The organism is Allobosea sp. (assembly GCF_030695125.1).
GTDB lineage: Bacteria > Pseudomonadota > Alphaproteobacteria > Rhizobiales > Beijerinckiaceae > Allobosea.
Genome location: NZ_JAUYTP010000036.1, coordinates 38,932 through 58,270, shown reverse-complemented (window position 1 = coordinate 58,270; position 19,339 = coordinate 38,932). Strand labels below are relative to the sequence as shown.

Sequence of the window (19,339 nt, the reverse complement as noted above, 5' to 3'; positions counted from 1 at the left end):
TCAGCCCTCGTAATGGTCCGCCACGAGCCGGTCGAGCAGGCGCACGCCCCAGCCCGAGCCCCAGGAGCGGTTGGTCTCCGAATTGGGCGAGCCCATACCGGTGCCGGCGATGTCGAGATGGACCCAAGGGGTGTCGTTGACATGGCGCTGCAGGAACTGGGCGGCGGTGATCGAACCGCCATGCCGGCCAGCCGCGTTCTTCATGTCGGCGAACTTCGAATCGATCATCTTGTCGTAGGCCTTGCCGAGCGGCATCCGCCAGACCGTCTCGCCGGTGGCCTTGCCTGCCGCCGCCAGGCGTTCGCTGAGTTCGTCGCTGTTGGAGAACAGGCCGGCATGCTCCTGCGCCAGCGCGACCAGGATGGCGCCGGTCAGCGTCGCCAGGTTGATCATGAACTGCGGCTTGAAGCGCTCCTGCGTGTACCAGAGCACGTCGGCCAGGACGAGCCGGCCTTCGGCATCGGTGTTGATGATCTCGATGGTCTGGCCCGAGAGCGAGGTGACGATGTCGCCGGGGCGCTGGGCGTTGCCGTCGGGCATGTTCTCGACGAGGCCGATGATGCCGATGGCGTTGACCTTGGCCTTGCGGGCGGCAAGCGCATGCATCAGCCCGACGACGCAGGCCGCGCCCGCCATGTCGCCCTTCATGTCCTCCATGCCGGCGCCCGGCTTGAGCGAAATGCCGCCGGTGTCGAAGGTGACTCCCTTGCCGACGAAGGCGATCGGCTGGACACCGGCCTTGGCGCCGTCCCAGCGCATGATCGCGACGCGGCTGTCGCGACGCGAGCCCTGGCCGACCGCCAGAAGCGCGCGCATGCCGATTTTCTTCAACTGCTTCTCATCGAGAATTTCGATCTCGACGCCGAGCTTGGCGAGCTTGGCGGCCCGGTCGGCGAACTCCTCCGGATAAAGCACGTTGGGTGGCTCGTTGACGAGCGTGCGCGCCAGATCGACGCCGTCGGCGATCGCCTCGACGGCCTTGAAGGCCTTCTTGCCGAGAGGCTCGGGCAGGCGCAGCGTCACCGCGATCGGCTCCGCCTCCTCCGGCTTCTTGCTCTTGGTCTTGTACTCATCGAACACGTAGGAGCGCAGCCGCATGCCCAGTGCGATCGCGGCAGCGTGTTCGGCGCCGAGCGGCCCTTCCGGCAGGGCCATGATCACGTCGGCGCTGCGGCCATGGCCCAGCCGCCCGGCGATGGCGCCACCGAGCTTGGCGAAGTCGAGCGTGCCGCGCTCATCCTCCGGCCCGACGCCGACCGCGATCAGGCGCTCATAGCCGGCGCCGTCGGGCGCCAGCAGCGTCAGCCCCGACAGGGCCTTGCCCTTGAAGCGTTCGGCGGCGGCGGCCCGGGCGAGCAGGGCATGGGCGCCCTCGCCCAGCCAGTCATCGGCGGCCTTGGGCGGCGAGAGCGTGTCGGACATCAAGATCACGAGGTCCTGCCCCCCGATCGCGTTGAGGGGTTTGATCTCGAGCTTCAGGCGCTGCGACATGGTCGGCTCACGATGTTGCGAGGGATGCGTTGAGGCGGGGCGAAACGAAACGGCCGCAAACGATTCCCGTTTGCGCCTTGATTGCGCCTATACCATAGGGTGTTTTCAACGAACCGCCAGCGCAGGGCCCGCCCGCGCTGCCCCACCGGAAAGCCAAGCGTGCTGCTCCAGCGTCTCGACCGCTACATCCTGAAGATGGCGACGATCGCGTCGATCGTCCTCCTGATCGGGCTGACAAGCGTGATCTGGGTGACGCAGGCGCTGCGCGAGGTCGATCTGATCACCGGCAAGGGCCAGACGATCCTGATCTTCTTCACCGTGACATTGCTGTCGCTGCCGGCGCTGATCGCCGGCATCGCGCCGGTCGCGCTGTTCATGGCGACGCTCTACACGCTCAACCGGCTCAACAGCGATTCCGAGCTGATCGTGATGAACGCCGCCGGTGTGGCCCCGCGCCGGATCACGCGGCCCTTCATCGTCCTGACGATCGCGGTCTCGCTCCTGGTCGGATGGATGACGCTGTCGGTGATGCCGACGGGATTTCGGATGCTGCGCGACCTGATCACGCTCATCCGGGCCGATTTCGTCGCCAATGTCGTGAAGGAGGGGCAGTTCGTCTCGCTCGATTCGGGCGTCACCTTCCATTACCGCGAACGCTCTGGCGACGCGCTGGTCGGCATCTTCATGCAGGACAGGCGCGATCCGGAGCAGCCTTCGATCTACATCGCCGAGCGCGGTCGCACCGTCGAAGTCGACGGATCGAGCTTTTTGATGCTCGAAAAAGGCACGATCCAGCGCGAAACCAGGAAGACCGACACCACATCGATCATCTCGTTCGAGCGTTACGCGCTGAATCTATCGGCGCTCTCGGGGGATGCGACCGGCGGCGCCGGCGAAGGGGATGGCGACAAGGCCGTCTACAAGCCGCGCGAGCGATCGACCTGGCAATTGCTCAACCAGGACCCCAACGAAAACTATTACAAATTCCAGCAGGGGCGTTTCAGGGCCGAGCTGCATAACCGCCTCTCGGCGCCGCTCTACCCGATGGCCTTCATGCTGATCGCCTTCGCCTGCATCGGCGAGGCGCGCACCACGCGCCAGGGCCGCGCCTTCGCGATCCAGGCGGCGATCACGATCGTCGCGGCGACCCGTATCGGCGCCTATATGGCGTGGACGGCGAGCGTCCGGTCGCCGCTGGCGGCCGCCCTGCTCTATATCCTGCCGGTGGCCGCGATCGCCATCGCAGCGGCCGTGATCCTGTACGGACAGCGCCTTCGGCCGCTTCTGTCGCGGCTTTCGGCGCCGCTGGTGGCGCCCTTCATCGGCCTGACGGCCCGGTTCAGGCGCGCCTGATGCTGCTCACCTCGACCTTCGGTCGCTATCTGACGAAGCAGTTCACCCGCTCGATCCTGGGGGTGTTCGGGACCTTCTTCTTCCTGATCGGCACGCTCGATTTCGTCGAGCTGATGCGGCGGGCCGGCGATTCGCCGGCCGCGACGACGCCGCTGATCGTGCAGCTGGCACTGTTTCGCGTGCCCAGCGTCGCCGAGCAGATCTTCCCCTTCGCCGTGCTGTTCGGCGGGATGTTCGCGCTGCTGACGCTGAGCCGGAAGCTCGAACTCGTGGTGGCGCGCTCGGTCGGCGTCTCGGCCTGGCAGTTCCTGCAGCCGGCCGCGATGGTGGCCGGCGTGATCGGGCTCGTTTCGATCCTGGTCTACAACCCCGTGGCGGCGGATCTGAAGCGCAAGGCCACCGCCCTCGAGACGCGATTGTTCGTCCGCGGGGCCCAAACCAGCAATGCGCCCGATATCTGGCTGCGCCAGCGCAGTATCGACGGACAGGCCATCATCCGGGCCGCCGGCGCCCTGCCCGACGGCAACGGGCTGACACAGGTGGCGATCTTCAGCTTTTCGCCGGGGGGCGGGTTCAGCGAGCGCATCGACGCGCGCCAGGCCGTGCTGCATCAGGGCTATTGGGAGCTGAGCGACGCCCGCGTCGTTTCCGTCGCCGAAGAGCCACAGACCTACAAGAGCTATCTGTTTGCGACGACGCTCGAGCCCGAACAGATGCGCCAGAGCTTCACCCCGCCCGAGGCCGTCGGATTCTGGGCGATGCCAGCCGTCATCGAACGAACGGCCCGTGCCGGCCTGGATACGACACGCTATGAGCTGCGCTATCAATCGCTGATGGCGCGCCCCCTGCTACTGATCGCGATGGTGCTCGTGGCTGCGTCTGTTTCCTTAAGATTTTTCAGGTTTGGTGGGGTGACCAAACTGGTGATAGCTGGTGTCGCTGCGGGCTTCATGCTGTATGTTGCGACACAGCTGTCGGAGGAGCTCGGCTCGTCCGGTATCGTCAATCCCGTGATCGCAGCCTGGCTGCCCGCGGCGATCGGTGCGATGCTGGGCGCGTTGGCCCTCCTCCATCAGGAAGACGGGTAATCGTACTGTGCCTATGGTTAATTTAGGATTGAGCGTATGGTTCCGGGCGTGACACGCATGGCGCGATTTGCCGCGGCGACCGCCCTCGCCTCGAGCCTCGCCTATGTCCTGGTCGCGTCCGGGACGGCTTTCGCGCAAACGCCTCCGGCGGCCAAGCCGCAGGACCGCATGGTCGTCGACGCGCGCGAACTCGTCTATGACAACGACAAGAAGACCGTTTCCGCCGTCGGGGACGTGCAGATCCTCTATCAGGGCCGCACCATCGAGGCCGACAAGGTCACCTATGACCAGGCCGGCAAGCGCGTGATCGCGACCGGCAATGCCCGCATCACCGAGGCGAACGGCACCGTCATCACCGGCGACCGCTTCAATCTGACCGACGATTTCCGCGACGGCTTCATCGATTCGCTGCGGGTGGTGAACCCGGACAAGACGCGCTTCAGCGCCCCGCGGGCCGAGCGCACCGACGGCGAGACCTTTATCTTCGAGAAGGGCATCTACACGGCCTGCGAGCCCTGCAAGGACAACCCGGAGCGGCCGCCGCTCTGGCAGGTCCGCTCGGCGCGCATCATCCACAAGAAGGCCGAGCAGACGATCTATTACGAGGAGGCCCGGCTCGAGTTCGCCGGCGTGCCGCTGGCCTATATCCCGTATATGTCCGGCCCCGATTCGACGGTGAAGCGGAAATCCGGGTTCCTGTCGCCCAAGTTCCTGAACACCGGCGCGCTGGGCTACGGGATCGGCCTGCCCTACTTCCTGAACCTGGCACCGAACTACGATCTGACGGTGACGCCGACCTATCTGACCCGGCAGGGCCTGCTCGGCCAGGTCGAGTGGCGTCATCGCGTCATGAACGGCTCCTATACGATCCGCGCATCGGGCATCTTCCAGCAAGACAAATCCGCGTTTCTGGCATCCCCCCTGGGCGCCGGAGACGACGATTTCCGCGGCTCGGTCGAGACCAACGGCAAGTTCTTCATCAATCCGCGCTGGACGTTCGGCTGGAACGCCTCGATGTCGACGGATCGCTGGTTTTACAAGAACTACCGCATCCTGAACGAGAGCATCAGCACGACGACCTATCTGCAGGAGGTCATCTCCACGGCCTATCTGAACGGCCAGACCCCGACCGGCTGGTTCGATCTGCGCGGCTATTACTTCCAGCCGCTGACCTCGACCGACTGGCAAAAGCAGCAGCCGGTCGTGTTGCCGGTGATCGACTACAACAAGCGCATTCATAAGCCGAGCTTTCTGGGCGGCGAGATCACCCTCAATGCCAACGTCACCCATCTGACGCGCGACGCGGCGGCGTTCCAGCAACTGCCCCAGCAGAGCGCCTTCCTGGTCAGCGGGACGACGAGCAGCGGCACGGGCTATTCGCTGTATGATGGCTGCGCCGTCTACCAGAAGAACACCTGCCTGGTTCGCGGCCTGGCCGGCAATGTCGCGCGGGCCACGGCGGAAGTGTCCTGGCGGCGCAACATCATCGATCCGATCGGGCAGGTCTGGACGCCCTACGCCTCGGTGCGGGCGGACATCTTCTCGGTCAACCCGGACACGACCGGCTATCCCAACAGCAATGTTCGGACGATCGCCGACACCTCCGACGAGGTCTTCGGGCGGGCGATGCCCGCGATCGGCCTGATGTATCGCTACCCCTTCGTGGCCAAGACCTCCTGGGGCACGCATATCATCGAGCCGGTCGCGCAGATCGTCGCGCGCCCCAACGAAACCAACAGCTTGCGCGTCGCCAACGAGGATTCGCAGAGCCTGGTCTTCGATGCCAACAACCTGTTCGAATGGAGCGGCAAGTTCTCCGGCTATGACCGCGTCGAAGGCGGCACGCGCGCCAATGTCGGCGCGCTCTATACCGGGCGCTTCGGCAAGGAGGGCTTCGCCAACCTGCTGATCGGCCAGTCCTACCATCTGGGGGGACGCAACTCCTTCGCTTCCGGGGACCTCGTCAATACCGGCCTCGATTCGGGGCTGGAGACGGACACCTCCGACATCGTCGCGCGCGCGCAGTTCTCGCCGATGAAGGGGCTGTTTTTCACCGGTGCGACACGGTTGAACGCGACGACCTACGAGACGCAGCGGATCGACGCCGCGGCGACCTACGCGACAAGCGTCGTCACGACCTCCGTCGGCTATGGGCGCTACGAGCCGCAGCCCAACCTCGGCATCTTCCGTCGCCGCGAGGGCCTGTCGCTCAACGGCTCGCTTCTGGTGACGCCGAACTGGCGTGTCCGCGCAGGCGTGCTGTTCGACCTCGACAAGTACAAATACGATCGCGAGCTGCGGTCGGCGCAGTGGACCGCCTGGCAGGCCTCGCCTTCGACCGTCGCCGTGCCGAAATACGTCGATACGGGACTGTTCCAGACGGCGTCGACGTCTTTCGGCATCAACTACACGGACGAATGCACGGTGTTCGACGTCAGCTACTCGCAGAGCTATGCGGACCGGCAGTCCGGGGCGACGAAGGACACCCGGACCGTCATGTTCCGGCTCGAACTGCGCACGCTCGGCGAGATCAGCTATCAGCAGAATCTCGACGGATCGACCGTGGGCGACGGCGTGACCGCGAGCCGCTGAGGCCGATTGCGGCGCCCCGGCGACAGGGATCATTCGATGCGCGCGGAGGTCGACATGCCGCTACCGCCGCTTGCCCTGACCCAGGGCGACCCGGCCGGCATCGGACCCGAGCTGGCGCTGCTCGCCTGGCAGCGCCGCGATGCGCTCGACTTGCCGCCCTTCGCCTGCATCGCCGATCTGGACCACCTCGCACGTCTGTCGCGGCGGCTGTCGCTCGACATCCCGCTGGCCGCCTGCGGCTGGGACGAGGCCGGGCGCTGCTTCCGTGACGCGCTGCCGGTGATCCCGCTCGTCGAGACGACGCATGTCGAGCCCGGGCGCCCTGACCCTGAGACGGCAGCCGGTACGATCGCGGCGATCACGCGCGCGGTCGCTGCCGTGCAGGACGGTCACGCCGGTGCGGTCGTGACCAACCCGATCGCGAAATCGGTGCTCTATGCGGCAGGCTTCGCTCATCCGGGCCATACCGAATTCCTCGCCCACCTCGCCGCCAAGGGCGGCACGGCGCCGTTGCCCGTGATGATGCTGTGGTGCGAAGAACTCGCCGTCGTGCCGGTGACGATCCATGTGCCGCTGCGGCGGGTTCCCGATCTGCTGACGACGGAACTGATTGTCGAAACCGGGCGGATCGTGGCGGAAGGGCTGACGCGCAGCTTCGGGATCGCGGTGCCACGGCTGGCGCTGGCGGGGCTCAATCCCCATGCCGGCGAGGATGGCGCACTCGGCCATGAGGATGCCGCCATCGTGCGTCCGGCGGTCGACGCGCTGCGCCGTCTCGGCATCGACGCGACCGGCCCCTACCCGGCCGACACGATGTTCCATGCCCGGGCGCGGGCCGGCTATGACTGCGCGCTGGCGATGTATCACGATCAGGCGCTGATCCCGATCAAGACGATCGCCTTCGACGAAGGCGTCAATGTCACGCTGGGCCTGCCCTTCATCCGCACCTCGCCCGACCACGGCACGGCCTTCGACATCGCCGGCCGGGGCATCGCGAGACCCGACAGCCTGATCGCGGCACTCAAGCTGGCGGCGCGCATGGTCGCCCAGCAGCAACGGACGCCGAGATGAGCCAGATCGATACCCTGCCGCCCCTGCGCGAGGTGGTCGAGCGCCACGGCCTGATGGCGCAGAAATCGCTGGGGCAGAATTTCCTCTACGATCTCAACCTGACCTCGCGGATCGCCCGGTCGGCGGGCCCGCTGGACGGCGAGACCGTCGTTGAGATCGGGCCTGGGCCGGGCGGGCTGACCCGGGCGCTGCTGGCCGGCGGCGCGGGACGCGTCATCGCGGTCGAACGCGACCGGCGCTGCCTGCCGGCGCTGGAGGAGATCGCGGCGCATTATCCCGGCCGTCTCGACATCGTCGACGGCGATGCGCTGGCGGTCGACCTGTCTGATCATCTCGACGGCCAACCGGCGCGGATCATCGCCAACCTGCCCTACAACATCGGCACGCCGCTGCTGGTCGGCTGGCTCAGCGGCGAGGCCTGGCCGCCCTGGTGGACCTCGCTGACCCTGATGTTCCAGCGCGAGGTCGCCGAGCGCATCGTGGCGACGCCGGAGCAGCGGGCCGATTACGGCCGCCTCGCCGTGCTCTGCAACTGGCGCTGCGAGACCAGGATCCTGTTCGACGTGCCGCGCAGCGCCTTCGTGCCTCAGCCCAAGATCACCTCGGCGGTGGTGCAGCTGGTGCCGCGGGCGCAGCCGGAGCCCTGCGACCGGCGCCTGCTGGAGCGGATCACGCTCGCGGCCTTCGGCCAGCGCCGCAAGATGCTGCGCCAGAGCCTCAAGGCCGTGCTGGCGGAGCCCGGCGACTGGATCGAGGCGGCGGGCCTCGCGCCGACGGCCCGGGCCGAGGAGGTGCCGGTCGGCGGTTTCGTCAGGCTCGCCAACACGCTGGCGGCGCGCCTGTGACCAGCGCTGTCAAGGCAGCTGTTCCTCGAGCAGCCCCGCGACGAAAGCCGACAGCCCCGTTGCGCGTTCGCGCTTCAGGCGTTCGGCGATCAGGATCGCCTTGACCGATTCATAAGCCGCCTGAAGATCGTCATTGACGATGACGTAGTCGTACTTGTTCCAGCGCGCGATCTCGTCGCGCGCATTCGCCAGGCGCTTGGCGATGACGTCGGGTGCGTCCTCGGCCCGGCGCACCAGCCGGGAGCGCAGCTCCGCCATCGAGGGCGGCAGGATGAAGATCGTCACCACGTCGGCGCGGGCCTTCGCCACGATCTGCTGCGTGCCCTGCCAGTCGATGTCGAACAGCACGTCGCGGCCCGCCGCCAGAGACGCCTCGACCTCCTTGCGGGGGGTGCCATAGCCATTGCCATGGACTTCGGCCCATTCCAGCAGTTCGTTGTGCTGCTTCATCTGGTCGAAGTCCGGCCTGTCGATGAAGCGGTAATGCACCCCGTCGATCTCGGAAGCGCGCTTGGCGCGCGTCGTCACCGAGACGGAGAGGTCGAGATTGGTCTCGGTCTTGAGATTGCGGGTGAGCGTCGACTTCCCGGCGCCGGAGGGAGACGACAAGATCAACATCAGCCCACGACGGGCCGGGCGCGCGACATCGGCCATCAGCACTCACTCCACATTCTGAACCTGCTCGCGCATCTGATCGACCACGGTGCGCAGTTCGAGACCGATGCGCGACAGCCCGGCATCGCCCGCCTTGGCGCAGAGCGTCGAGGCCTCGCGGCCAAACTCCTGCGACAGGAAATCGAGCTTGCGGCCGATCGGGCCGCCCTGCTCGAGCAAAAGCCGCAGCGCCGCGACATGGGCCTGCAGCCGGTCGATCTCCTCGCGGATATCGGCCTTCACCGCCAGCAGCGCGGCCTCCTGATGCAGGCGCTGCGGATCGAGCGCCTGGCTGGCGTCCAGCAGCAGGCCGATCTGGGCGGCGATCCGCTCGCGAATGGCCTCGACGCCGCGGGCCGGATGGTGCTCGGCCTGGCTCGCCAGCCCGGCGATGGCTTCGAGATGGCCCGTCAGCAGGCCTTCAAGCGCGCGCCCCTCGGCGGCGCGCGCGTCCTTGAGGGCAATCACGACCGATTCGAGCCCTGCGAGCACCGGCGCCTCGACCACGGCCAGCGTGTCCTCGCCCTCTTCGGCGAGTTCGACGACGCCCCGGATGGCGAGCAGGCCGTCATAGGAAGGCGGCCGCACCGCCTCGGAGGCGGGCAGCCGCGCGATCGCCTGCAGCAGCGCGGCGAGCGCCGCCTCGTTGATGCGCGGTCGCGGCGGACCGGCATCGCTGGTGATCTGAAGATTGACGTGGAGGGTGCCGCGGGCAAAGGCGCCGGTCAGCTGCTTGCGCGCGGCCTCCGCCAGCACCTCGAAGCCGGGCGGCACGCGCACGCGGATGTCGAGACCGCGGCCGTTGACGCTGCGGATCTCCCAGGCCCAGGCATGGATGCCCACCGTGCCGGCCGCCCGGGCGAAGCCCGTCATGCTCTCGATTGCCATGCGATCTGTCTCCGCCCCGCGACGCGGCCGGACCGTAGTGGCGGGGCCATTGCGGAGCAAGTGCGCGGAGCCTGCCCCGTTCACCCGGCTGGGGATGGTGGCACGGCGCGAGGCCCGATCAGGGCCGCAGCGCGGGAATCGCCTTGGGGGAATTGAGGTCGAAGGTCTTGTTCAAAAGCGGGTCTCGCGGCGTGCCCTCCGACGCATCGAAGGCGCGCGCACGCACGCCCCCGGCCAGAGCCGCACCCTGCTGTTGCGGGCCCGCGCCGGCACGGCGATTGCCGGGCACGGGCCAGGTCTCGATCGCACCGCTGTCAGCGGGCTGCTGAGCCGGCGCCTCCGAGCGCGTATCGGGCGCGGCCGGCGGCTCGACCTTGTCGACAGAGGCCTCCGCAGGCGGCTTACCAGGGTCACGGCGCGCCGCCTCGATCTGGCGCCAGCGCGCGACGTTGCGGTTGTGCTGTTCGAGCGTCTCGCCGAACGCATGGCCGCCGCTGCCGTCGGCGACGAAATAGAGGTCCTTGGTGCGGGAGTGCGCGACCACCGCCTCCATCGCCGCGCGTCCGGGATTGGCGATCGGCCCCGGCGGCAGCCCGTCGATGACATAGGTGTTGTAGGGCGTCGGCTGGGTGATCTCGGTGCGAAGGATCGAGCGGCCAAGCGTGCCCTTGCCGCCGACGAGGCCGTAGACGATCGTCGGATCGGATTGCAGCCGCATCTTGCGGTTGAGACGGTTGATGAAGACGCCGGCAACACGCGGCCGCTCGTCGGCGCGACCGGTCTCCTTCTCGACGATCGAAGCCAGAACGACGAGTTCCTGCGGCGTCTTGATCGGCAGGTCGGCGGGCCGGCGCTCCCAGATACGGGCCAGAACGGCGCGCTGGTCGCGCGTCATCCGGTCGATGATCGCCTGCCGGCTGAACCCGCGCGGAATCCTGTAGGTGTCGGGCAGGATCGACCCCTCGCGCGGCACCTGGATGATGTCGCCGGTCAGCAGTTCGTTTTCGCGCAGGCGCGCCACGATCTGCTCGCTGGTCAGCCCTTCGGGCACGGTGATGGAGTGTTCGACGACCTTGCCGTCTGCGATGATGTCGAGGATCTCGGCCTGGCTGGCGCGCGCCTTGAACAGATATTCGCCGGCCTTGAGCTTGGTCCAGTTGCCGCTGACCAGAGCCGAAATGCGGAACGACCAGGGATGGTCGATCATGCCCTCGCGCTGGAGCAGATCGGCGATATCGGTCAGGCCGCTGTCCTTGGGGATGATCAGGACGCGATCGCTGGCGAGCGGACCCGGTGCGCGGCTCTGGCTGCCGACCATCGCGATCCCGGCCCCCATCAGGCCGCCGATCACCAGCAGCGCCGTGAACAGGCCGCTCATCATCGCGATGAAAGGGCTGCTGCGCCGACGGCGGCGCGCCTTGGGCGGCGGCGCAGGCGGGGCCACCGGCTTCAACGCCTCGCTTGGGCTCTTGGGGGCGACGCGGGGCGATTGGTTCACGGCTGTAGCGCTCGCATTTTCGACTTCATCACAGAACGCATGGTGGCCAGACGCAATGATCGACGCACCGGCACGATCGGCCGTTCGTCGCATATTAGAACCGGATTCACGACGCCTGTGAAAGGAAAATCGCGTTCCTGCAGGAGCAGCGCACTCTACCGAGGATTATGGCGAAAGCGCGCTGTGGCCGGACTCTCAGGCCCCATCGACATAACGGCGCATCACCAGCGACGCGTTGGTCCCGCCAAAGCCGAAGGAATTCGACAGGACCACATCGATCTTCCGCTTGCGGGCGACATGCGGAACGAGGTCCAGATCGGTCTCGACGGACGGGTTGTCGAGATTGATGGTCGGCGGCGCGATCTGGTCGCGGATCGCCAGGATCGCGAAGATCGCCTCGACCGCACCGGCTGCGCCGAGCAGGTGCCCGGTCGCCGACTTCGTCGACGACATGGCCGGCTTGCGCGGCGAGTTGGCGAGCAGGCGCTCGGCCGCGCGCAGTTCGATCTCGTCGCCGAGCGGCGTCGAGGTGCCGTGGGCGTTGATGTAGTCGAGGTCCGACGCGGTGATGCCGGCCCGGTTCAACGCCGCCTGCATGCAGCGATAGGCGCCGTCGCCATCCTCGGCCGGCGAGGTGATGTGATAAGCGTCGCCCGACATGCCGTAGCCGACAACCTCGGCATAGATGCGCGCACCGCGGGCCAAGGCGTGTTCCAGCTCCTCGAGCACGAGCACGCCGGCGCCCTCGCCCATGACGAAGCCATCGCGGTCCTTGTCATAGGGGCGCGACGCCTTCTCCGGCGTCTCGTTGAAATCGGTCGAGAGCGCGCGGCAGGCGCAGAAACCGGCGATGCCGAGGCGGTTGATCGCCGATTCGGCGCCGCCGGCGAGCATCACGTCGGCATCGCCGAGCGCGATCATGCGCGAAGCGTCGCCGATGGCATGGGCGCCCGTCGAGCAGGCGGTCACGACAGAATGATTGGGGCCCTTCAGGCCATGCTCGATCGAGACATAGCCCGCGGCGAGGTTGCTCAGCCGGCCGGGAATGAAGAAGGGCGAAAGCCGACGCGGGCCACGCTCCTTGAGGAGGATCGAGCCTTCGTAGATGCCGCCGAGGCCGCCGATGCCCGAGCCGATGGCGACGCCGGTCGCGATCTGGTCCTCGTAGGTCTCCGGCTTCCAGTTGGCGTCGGTCAGCGCCTGCTTGGCGGCGGCCATGGCGAAGACGATGAAGTCATCGACCTTGCGCTGCTCCTTGGGCTCCATCCAGTCATCGGGATTGAAGGTGCCGTTGGTGCCATCGCCGCGCAGGATGTTGCAGGCGATGCGCGCCGGCAGGTCACTGCAGTCGAAGCTTGTGATGGGGCCGGCGCCACTGGCGCCGGCGAGAATACGAGACCAGGTCGCTTCGACGCCGCTGGCAAGCGGGGTCACCATGCCAAGACCGGTCACGACGACACGTCGTATCGGGAGACTGCGTGAAACCATGGCGCTTTCTGCAGCGATCGACGAAGCGATCGATCAGGCGGTCTTGGACAGGAACTTGACGGCGTCGCCGACCGTCACGATCGTCTCGGCCGCATCGTCGGGGATCTCGACACCGAACTCTTCTTCGAACGCCATCACGAGCTCGACCGTGTCGAGGCTGTCGGCCCCGAGGTCCTCGATGAAGTTCGCGCCGTCCACGACCTTCTCCGGCTCGACGCCGAGATGCTCGACCACGATCTTCTTCACGCGCTCGGCGACATCGCTCATGGGACTTTTCCTTAAAGATTAAACACGCAGCACGCGATCGCGCCGCAGAGAGGGACCGTCACTCCTGAATCCCACCACGCCTGACGGTGTGGACGGGCCGGAACTCGAAGCCTGCACAAACGCAACAACCGGGTTCCCGTCAAGTCCCCCGGGGTCCGCATTGCCGCCCGACGGCGCTAGTTAACACAGGCAATCGGGACTGGCGAGTGCGTCGCAGCGAAGGTTCAATCTCGACGGAAACCTTCGCAAGCCATTCAGATCATTGTCATTCCGCCATTGACATGCAGCGTCTGCCCGGTCACGTAGCCCGCCTCGGTGCTAGCGAGGAAGGCGACGGCCGCCGCCACATCGGCGCCGGAGCCGAGGCGCCCCATCGGGACGTCGGAGAGGATGCCCTCACGCTGCTTGTCGGTCAGACCTTGCGTCATCGGCGACTCGATGAAGCCCGGCGAGACGACGTTGACAGTGATGTTGCGGCTGGCGACCTCGGCGGCCAGCGCCTTGGACATGCCGATCAACCCCGCCTTGGAGGCCGCGTAGTTGCCCTGTCCCGGATTGCCGCTGGTGCCGACCACGGAGCCGATCGAGACGATGCGGCCATAGCGGCGACGCATCATCGACTTCACCGCCGCGCGCGAGAGCCGGAACGCGGCCGTCAGATTGATCGCGATGACGCTGTCCCAATCCTCATCCTTGAGACGCACGAACAGGTTGTCCTTCGTCACCCCGGCATTGTTGACGAGGATGTCGAGGCCGCCGAGTTTCTCCTCGGCCGCCGGAACCAGCGCTTCGACCGAGTCCTTGTCGGCGAGGTTGCAGGGCGTGATCACGACGCGCTCGCCGAGTTCGGCGGCCAGGGCCTCGAGCGCCTCGGCCCGCGTGCCCGACAACGCCACCGTGGCGCCCTGCGCATGCAATGCACGCGCGATCGCCCCACCCAGACCCCCGGTCGCGCCGGTGACCAGGGCCTTCTTGCCCGTCAGATCAAGCATCCGTCTCTCCCTTTCGGCATTCGGCCGTTCTTGATGCCCTTTCAGGGCTTGTGACCGACGATATCCTCGGCCGTTCCCACCGACATGGGCGTGGCGCCCGGCGCAATCCGCTTCACCAGCCCGGCCAGAACCTTGCCGCTGCCGGCTTCGACGAACCGCGTCACGCCGGCGGCCGTCATGGCCTCGACGCAGGCGCGCCAGCGCACCGTGCCCGTGACCTGCGCCACCAGCGAGGCGCGAATGGCGTCGGGCTCGACCAGCGGTGCGGCGCCGACATTGGCCATGACGGGAACGACGGGCGGCTGCATCGCCACCTCGGCCAACGCCGCCTGCATGGCCTGCGCGGCCGGCTGCATCAACGTGCAATGGAAAGGCGCGGAAACCGGCAGAAGCATGGCGCGCCTGACACCACGTTCTCCGGCAAGCGCAATGGCGCGCTCGATCGCGGCCTTGGCGCCGGAGAGCACGACCTGTCCCCCGCCATTATCGTTGGCGACCTCGCAGATTTGTCCCTGCGCCGCATCGGCGGCGATCGCCTTTGCCAGATCGAATTCGGCGCCGAGCAGGGCCGCCATCGCGCCTTCGCCTGCCGGAACCGCCTTCTGCATGGCGTCGCCGCGGATGCGTAGGAGGCGCGCGGCGTCGGTAATGCTGAAGGTTCCCGCGGCGGCGAGCGCCGAGTACTCGCCGAGCGAATGGCCGGCTACGAAAGCGGCATCGCGCTTCAAGTCGAGGCCGGCTTCCGCCTCGAGCACGCGGATGACGGCCAGGCTGACGGCCATGAGCGCGGGCTGGGCATTGGCGGTGAGGGTCAGTTCGTCGAGAGGGCCCTCGAACATCAGCGTCGAGAGTTTCTGCGACAGTGCCGCATCGACCTCGTCGAACACGGCACGGGCCGCGGGGAACGCAGCGGCCAGCGTCTTGCCCATGCCGACGGCCTGAGAGCCCTGCCCCGGGAAGATGTACGCGGTCGTCATTCGGCAAGCCTTCGAATTCAAAGGATTTGAGCGGATTCACCGCGCTGTCACACTGCCTTGCGGGCCAAGTCAAGCGTGAAGCCACAATGAACGCGCCGCAAAGACCGTCCAGGAGCCGATTTTGGTTGCATACCGGACGCTCTGCCTGTAACCACCGCCTCCTGTTTGTTCGGCCGGAGGCTGAACGGATGGCAGCGCCGTCTCAAATCAACAAGAGACCGCGCTGCAGGCTCATTCTTCGAGCCGTCATCCCGTGTCTCCGCCTTCGATGAAATCCTGTCGGGCCTTATCCAGGGCTCGGAGGGCTCCGCGCCGAACGAAACAGGGTGAAACGAGGAAGGCCAACCATGGCATTGTACGAGCATGTTCTGCTCGCGCGACAAGACGTCAGCGCGCAGCAGGTCGAAGCCCTTGTCGAGACGTTCAAGGGCATCATCGAGGCGAATGGCGGCTCGGTCCCCAAGATCGAGTACTGGGGCGTCAAGTCGCTGGGCTACCGCATCAAGAAGAACCGCAAGGCGCATTACTCGCTGCTGAACATCGACGCCCCCTCGGCCGCCGTGGCCGAGATGGAGCGCCAGATGCGCATCAACGAAGACGTGCTGCGCTTCATGACCATCCGCGTCGAAGAGCTCGAGGAAGGCCAGTCGGCCATGCTTCAGAAGCGCGACCGCGATGATCGTGGCGAGCGGGGCGACCGCTTCGACCGTCCCGGCGGCGGTGATCGCTTCGACCGCGGTGGCGATCGCGGCCCGCGTCGCGACCGTCCGCGTCGCGACGACGAAGCTGCTCCCGAAACGACCGGCGCGGAGGCCTGAGCCATGTCGACTGCATCTGCTGGCGCACGCCGCCCCTTCTTCCGCCGCCGCAAGTCCTGCCCCTTCTCGGGCGAGGGCGCCCCGAAGATCGACTACAAGGATGTGCGCCTGCTCTCGCGCTACATCTCCGAGCGCGGCAAGATCGTGCCGTCGCGCATCACGGCGGTTTCCGCCAAGAAGCAGCGCGAACTCGCCCAGGCGATCAAGCGCGCCCGCTTCCTCGGCCTGCTGCCCTACGTCATCCGCTGAGCGGAACTGATCCATGGCTGGTGGCGAGCCCTCGCCACCAGCTTTCTGACTCTCTCGCCTACCCAGTCGCCCGGTGGTGAAACTCCATCGGGTTCGTTGAGGCCAACGCCTCTCACCCTGCCCGGCCCTTCAGGCCCGGGAGCAGCGGGACAGCAGGACACAAGAATGATTCCGGTCGTCGGCATCGGCGCGGGCCTCGTAGCGGCTCTGCTCTTCTCAGTGGTGATCACCGGATCGCCGCTGGCCGTGCTGCTGTACTCGGCCGCCCCCCTCCCGATCTTCATCGCCGCCCTCGGCTGGAACCACCGCGCCGGGCTGTTTGCCGTCGGCGCCGGCGCCGTTGCGGTGTCGATCGCGCTCAGCGTGCCTGCCGGCATCGCGTTCACGCTGATCATCGCGCTGCCGGCCTGGTGGATCGCCTATCTCGCACTGCTGGCCCGCACCGATGGCGAAGGCGCCACCGAATGGTATCCGCTCGGCCGTCTGATGCTCTGGATGGCCGGCACGGCCACGGTCGCGACGGTGGCCAGCGCGCTGATGATGACGACCGATTACGAGGCGTATCGCGCCGTGATCGCGCGCATCGTCGAGAATCTGCTGGCGGAGATGGTGCGCAGCCGGGTGCTGACCCTGGCGGAGGGGACCACCCAGGCCGAACTCGCCGCCAATATCACGCCGCTGCTCGTGCGGGCGGTGCCTCTGGGTATCGCCGCCTCGGTCATCAGCACGATCACCGCCAATCTCTGGCTCGCGGCCAAGACGGTGCAGCTCTCGGGCCGTCTGCCCAGGCCCTGGCCCTTCATCCCCCTGACGAGCCTGCCGCGCCAGGCGCTGCTGCTGATGGTCGCCGGGCTGGCGGTTGCCACGTTCGACGGCTTCGTCGGGCTGGCTGGCGTGGCTCTGGTCGGGGCGCTTCTGGTCAGCTTCACCTTCACGGGGCTCGCCATGCTGCACGACCTCTCGCGCGGCCAGGCCTGGCGCACCCCGATGCTGGTCAGCATCTACGTCGCGCTCGTCGTGATGCAGGCCGTCCTGACCCCGCTGCTGGCGCTCGCCGGAATTCTCGACACCCTTCTCGGCCTGCGCAAGCGGGCTGCGATGCCGCCCCCGCCTCCCAAGGCCTGACAGTCCACACGAACCGCTCTCAAAGGAGACAACACCATGGAAGTGATCCTGCTCGAACGCGTCGCCAAGCTCGGCCAGATGGGCGAAGTCGTCCGCGTCCGCGACGGCTTCGGCCGCAACTACCTGCTTGCCCGCGGCAAGGCGCTGCGCGCCACCGAGGAGAACCGCAAGCGCTTCGAGAGCCAGAAGATCGAGCTCGAGACCCGCAACCTCGAGCTGAAGTCGGAGGCCGAGTCGGTCGCCGAGACGCTCGACGGCCTGAGCGTCGTGATGCTGCGCCAGTCGGGTGAATCCGGCGTGCTGTACGGCTCGGTCTCGACCCGCGACATCGCCGAGGCGCTGGTCGCCGAGGGCTTCCACGTCGCCCGCAGCCAGATCACGCTGAACGCGCCGATCAAGACGCTCGGCCTGCACACGATCCCGGTCGTGCTGCATCCGGAGGTTTCGGTCACCGTCACCGTCAACATCGCCCGTTCGGCCCAGGAAGCCGAGCGCCAGGTGCGCGGTGAGGACGTCACCGCCCGCGAGGCGTTCGACCTCGACGATCTCGGCCTCGAGGTCGGCGCGGCCCTGGCCGAAGCCGGCGAAGACGACCGCTGAGATCAGCACGGCCGTTCCGGCCTGACTTTGAGGGCGCCGCGAGCATTCGCGGCGCCCTTTTTCGTGAGCGCGATCGGGCCCGGCTCGGTCATCGCAACAGCGGAGCGATCGGGGGTCGTCTCATGCGCGAGATCAAGGCGCGGCGCCCCTGCCCGCGGCATGAGAGGCGCGCTGGGGTGACGCAAAGGACCGACGCCGATGAAAGCCGCATGCTGGCACAAAGCCCACGACATTCGCGTCGAGGAGGTAGCCGAACCGCAGCCGGCGGCCGGGCAGGTCAAGATCAAGGTCGCCTGGGCGGGCATTTGCGGCAGCGATCTGCACGAGTACCTCGCCGGCCCGATCTTCATTCCCGTCGACCAGCCGCACCCGCTGAGCCATGACCGCGCCCCGATCGTCATGGGGCACGAGTTTTCCGGCGAGGTGGTCGCGATCGGCGCCAAGGTCACGCGTATCCGGCTCGGGGACCGCGTCGTCGTCGAGCCGATCCTGGCGTGCGGCGTCTGCGAGGCCTGCCGACGCGGCAAGTACAATCTCTGCGACAAGCTCGGATTTCACGGCCTGTCGGGCGGCGGCGGCGGCTTTGCCTGCCACACCGTCGTCGATGAGCGCATGGTGCATGTGATGCCGGAGGGCCTCTCCTTCGAACAGGGCGCGCTGGTCGAGCCGGCCGCCGTCGCGCTGCATGCGGTGCGGCTCAGCAGCCTCAAGGCGGGCGGCACCGCGGCCGTCTTCGGGGCGGGGCCGATCGGGCTGCTCCTGGTCGAGGCGCTGCGCGTCGCCGGCGCTGCGGCGATCCATGTCGTGGAACTCTCCGCCGAGCGCGGCGCCAAGGCGCTCGAACTCGGGGCGACGACCGTCACCGACCCCTCCAAGGACGACCCGGTCGCCACGATTCGAGACCTGACGACCGGCGGCGTCGATGTCGCCTTCGAAGTCACCGGCGTGCCCAAAGTGCTGCAGCAATGCATCGAGGCGACGCATTACGAAGGCGAAACCGTGATCGTCTCGATCTGGGAGAAGGAGGCCGCCTTCCAGCCCAACACCGTGGTGCTCAAGGAGCGCGTGGTCCGGGGCATCATCGCCTATCGCGATATCTTCCCGGCCGTGATGACGCTGATGACCAAGGGCTTCTTCCAGGCGGATTCGCTGGTGACCAAGCGCATCGCGCTCGACGACATCGTCTCGGAGGGCTTCGAAGCGCTCGTCCATGACAAGCAGCACATCAAGATCCTGGTCCAGCCGCCTCATTGAAGCCAGCGTCCAGGGGCGCCCTGCCGAAGCAAGGAACTGGCCCACGATCGGCGATCGGGGGCCAAAGCTGTGGACAGCGGGCAGAGTTC

The 19,339-nt window shown here is 67.3% G+C and carries 18 protein-coding genes; 10 read left to right on the top strand and 8 right to left on the bottom strand.

Annotation, left to right across the window (positions count from 1 at the left end; genetic code table 11):
* Entirely contained in the window at window positions 1-1,491 is a 1,491-nt protein-coding gene (locus Q8S38_RS14870) for a leucyl aminopeptidase (RefSeq protein ID WP_305681207.1), read from the bottom strand.
* A gap of 159 nt (window positions 1,492-1,650) precedes the next feature.
* Between Q8S38_RS14870 and lptF the strand changes: the two genes are divergently transcribed.
* Genes lptF through rsmA form a run of 5 tightly spaced genes read left to right on the top strand, consistent with a single transcriptional unit; the run spans window position 1,651 to window position 8,440 of the window.
* On the top strand, window positions 1,651-2,844 hold the full coding sequence (gene lptF / locus Q8S38_RS14865) for an LPS export ABC transporter permease LptF (RefSeq protein ID WP_305681206.1): 1,194 nt from the start codon (window positions 1,651-1,653) through the stop codon (window positions 2,842-2,844).
* Window positions 2,844-3,932 (top strand): LPS export ABC transporter permease LptG, encoded by a 1,089-nt coding sequence (gene lptG, locus Q8S38_RS14860; RefSeq protein WP_305681205.1) that lies wholly within the window; start codon window positions 2,844-2,846, stop codon window positions 3,930-3,932. Before lptF ends, lptG begins: the two co-directional genes overlap by 1 nt.
* A 57-nt stretch (window positions 3,933-3,989) precedes the next feature.
* Window positions 3,990-6,524, top strand: coding sequence for an LPS-assembly protein LptD (locus Q8S38_RS14855; RefSeq protein ID WP_305681204.1), 2,535 nt, complete (start codon window positions 3,990-3,992; stop codon window positions 6,522-6,524).
* 36 nt (window positions 6,525-6,560) lie between these two features.
* Complete coding sequence (gene pdxA, locus Q8S38_RS14850; protein ID WP_305681203.1) at window positions 6,561-7,595, top strand: 4-hydroxythreonine-4-phosphate dehydrogenase PdxA; 1,035 nt, start codon at window positions 6,561-6,563, stop codon at window positions 7,593-7,595.
* On the top strand, window positions 7,592-8,440 hold the full coding sequence (gene rsmA, locus Q8S38_RS14845; RefSeq protein ID WP_305681202.1) for a 16S rRNA (adenine(1518)-N(6)/adenine(1519)-N(6))-dimethyltransferase RsmA: 849 nt from the start codon (window positions 7,592-7,594) through the stop codon (window positions 8,438-8,440). Before pdxA ends, rsmA begins: the two co-directional genes overlap by 4 nt.
* Before the next feature lie 9 nt (window positions 8,441-8,449).
* On the opposite strand, the gene gmk is transcribed toward rsmA, so the two are convergent.
* The 7 genes from gmk to fabD all read right to left on the bottom strand — a co-directional run bounded on the left by gmk (window position 8,450) and on the right by fabD (window position 15,204).
* Window positions 8,450-9,094 (bottom strand): guanylate kinase, encoded by a 645-nt coding sequence (gene gmk / locus Q8S38_RS14840; RefSeq protein WP_305681201.1) that lies wholly within the window; start codon window positions 9,092-9,094, stop codon window positions 8,450-8,452.
* Window positions 9,095-9,100: 6 nt separating this feature from the next.
* Window positions 9,101-9,982: a YicC/YloC family endoribonuclease gene (locus tag Q8S38_RS14835; RefSeq protein ID WP_305681200.1), complete on the bottom strand. Its 882-nt coding sequence runs from the start codon at window positions 9,980-9,982 to the stop codon at window positions 9,101-9,103.
* Between the two features lie 118 nt (window positions 9,983-10,100).
* Window positions 10,101-11,480 (bottom strand): endolytic transglycosylase MltG, encoded by a 1,380-nt coding sequence (mltG, locus tag Q8S38_RS14830; protein ID WP_305681199.1) that lies wholly within the window; start codon window positions 11,478-11,480, stop codon window positions 10,101-10,103.
* 195 nt (window positions 11,481-11,675) lie between these two features.
* Window positions 11,676-12,947: a beta-ketoacyl-ACP synthase II gene (gene fabF, locus Q8S38_RS14825; RefSeq protein ID WP_305681330.1), complete on the bottom strand. Its 1,272-nt coding sequence runs from the start codon at window positions 12,945-12,947 to the stop codon at window positions 11,676-11,678.
* Window positions 12,948-13,001: 54 nt separating this feature from the next.
* Entirely contained in the window at window positions 13,002-13,235 is a 234-nt protein-coding gene (locus tag Q8S38_RS14820) for an acyl carrier protein (RefSeq protein ID WP_054207921.1), read from the bottom strand.
* Window positions 13,236-13,489: 254 nt separating this feature from the next.
* The gene (gene fabG, locus Q8S38_RS14815; protein WP_305681198.1) at window positions 13,490-14,227 is read right to left on the bottom strand and encodes a 3-oxoacyl-[acyl-carrier-protein] reductase; all 738 of its coding nucleotides are present in this window, start codon (window positions 14,225-14,227) and stop codon (window positions 13,490-13,492) included.
* Between the two features lie 41 nt (window positions 14,228-14,268).
* Window positions 14,269-15,204 carry an ACP S-malonyltransferase gene (gene fabD / locus Q8S38_RS14810; RefSeq protein ID WP_305681197.1) on the bottom strand — a complete coding sequence of 312 codons (936 nt, stop codon included), beginning with the start codon at window positions 15,202-15,204 and terminating at the stop codon, window positions 14,269-14,271.
* A gap of 347 nt (window positions 15,205-15,551) precedes the next feature.
* On the opposite strand from fabD, the gene rpsF reads away from it, so the two are divergent.
* The 5 genes from rpsF to Q8S38_RS14785 all read left to right on the top strand — a co-directional run bounded on the left by rpsF (window position 15,552) and on the right by Q8S38_RS14785 (window position 19,250).
* Complete coding sequence (gene rpsF / locus Q8S38_RS14805; protein WP_305681196.1) at window positions 15,552-16,022, top strand: 30S ribosomal protein S6; 471 nt, start codon at window positions 15,552-15,554, stop codon at window positions 16,020-16,022.
* Between the two features lie 3 nt (window positions 16,023-16,025).
* Complete coding sequence (gene rpsR, locus Q8S38_RS14800; protein ID WP_038367644.1) at window positions 16,026-16,271, top strand: 30S ribosomal protein S18; 246 nt, start codon at window positions 16,026-16,028, stop codon at window positions 16,269-16,271.
* 165 nt (window positions 16,272-16,436) lie between these two features.
* Window positions 16,437-17,396, top strand: a complete 960-nt coding sequence (locus tag Q8S38_RS14795; protein WP_305681195.1) for a DUF2232 domain-containing protein — start codon at window positions 16,437-16,439, stop codon at window positions 17,394-17,396.
* Between the two features lie 36 nt (window positions 17,397-17,432).
* A complete protein-coding gene (gene rplI / locus Q8S38_RS14790; RefSeq protein ID WP_305681194.1) occupies window positions 17,433-17,996 on the top strand; it encodes a 50S ribosomal protein L9 in 564 nt (187 codons plus the stop codon).
* Between the two features lie 198 nt (window positions 17,997-18,194).
* The gene (locus Q8S38_RS14785) at window positions 18,195-19,250 is read left to right on the top strand and encodes a 2,3-butanediol dehydrogenase (RefSeq protein ID WP_305681193.1); all 1,056 of its coding nucleotides are present in this window, start codon (window positions 18,195-18,197) and stop codon (window positions 19,248-19,250) included.
* Window positions 19,251-19,339 lie beyond the last annotated feature (89 nt).

Excerpts from the sequence above, each read along its gene's own strand:
- Q8S38_RS14870 (WP_305681207.1), bottom strand. The coding sequence starts at position 1,491 with ATGTCGCAGCGCCTGAAGCTCGAGATCAAACCCCTCAACGCGATCGGG.
- lptG (WP_305681205.1), top strand. The coding sequence starts at position 2,844 with ATGCTGCTCACCTCGACCTTCGGTCGCTATCTGACGAAGCAGTTCACC.
- Q8S38_RS14855 (WP_305681204.1), top strand. The coding sequence starts at position 3,990 with ATGGCGCGATTTGCCGCGGCGACCGCCCTCGCCTCGAGCCTCGCCTAT.
- pdxA (WP_305681203.1), top strand. The coding sequence starts at position 6,561 with ATGCGCGCGGAGGTCGACATGCCGCTACCGCCGCTTGCCCTGACCCAG.
- rsmA (WP_305681202.1), top strand. The coding sequence starts at position 7,592 with ATGAGCCAGATCGATACCCTGCCGCCCCTGCGCGAGGTGGTCGAGCGC.
- gmk (WP_305681201.1), bottom strand. The coding sequence starts at position 9,094 with ATGGCCGATGTCGCGCGCCCGGCCCGTCGTGGGCTGATGTTGATCTTG.
- Q8S38_RS14835 (WP_305681200.1), bottom strand. The coding sequence starts at position 9,982 with ATGGCAATCGAGAGCATGACGGGCTTCGCCCGGGCGGCCGGCACGGTG.
- Q8S38_RS14820 (WP_054207921.1), bottom strand. The coding sequence starts at position 13,235 with ATGAGCGATGTCGCCGAGCGCGTGAAGAAGATCGTGGTCGAGCATCTC.
- fabG (WP_305681198.1), bottom strand. The coding sequence starts at position 14,227 with ATGCTTGATCTGACGGGCAAGAAGGCCCTGGTCACCGGCGCGACCGGG.
- fabD (WP_305681197.1), bottom strand. The coding sequence starts at position 15,204 with ATGACGACCGCGTACATCTTCCCGGGGCAGGGCTCTCAGGCCGTCGGC.
- rpsF (WP_305681196.1), top strand. The coding sequence starts at position 15,552 with ATGGCATTGTACGAGCATGTTCTGCTCGCGCGACAAGACGTCAGCGCG.
- rpsR (WP_038367644.1), top strand. The coding sequence starts at position 16,026 with ATGTCGACTGCATCTGCTGGCGCACGCCGCCCCTTCTTCCGCCGCCGC.
- Q8S38_RS14795 (WP_305681195.1), top strand. The coding sequence starts at position 16,437 with ATGATTCCGGTCGTCGGCATCGGCGCGGGCCTCGTAGCGGCTCTGCTC.
- rplI (WP_305681194.1), top strand. The coding sequence starts at position 17,433 with ATGGAAGTGATCCTGCTCGAACGCGTCGCCAAGCTCGGCCAGATGGGC.
- Q8S38_RS14785 (WP_305681193.1), top strand. The coding sequence starts at position 18,195 with ATGAAAGCCGCATGCTGGCACAAAGCCCACGACATTCGCGTCGAGGAG.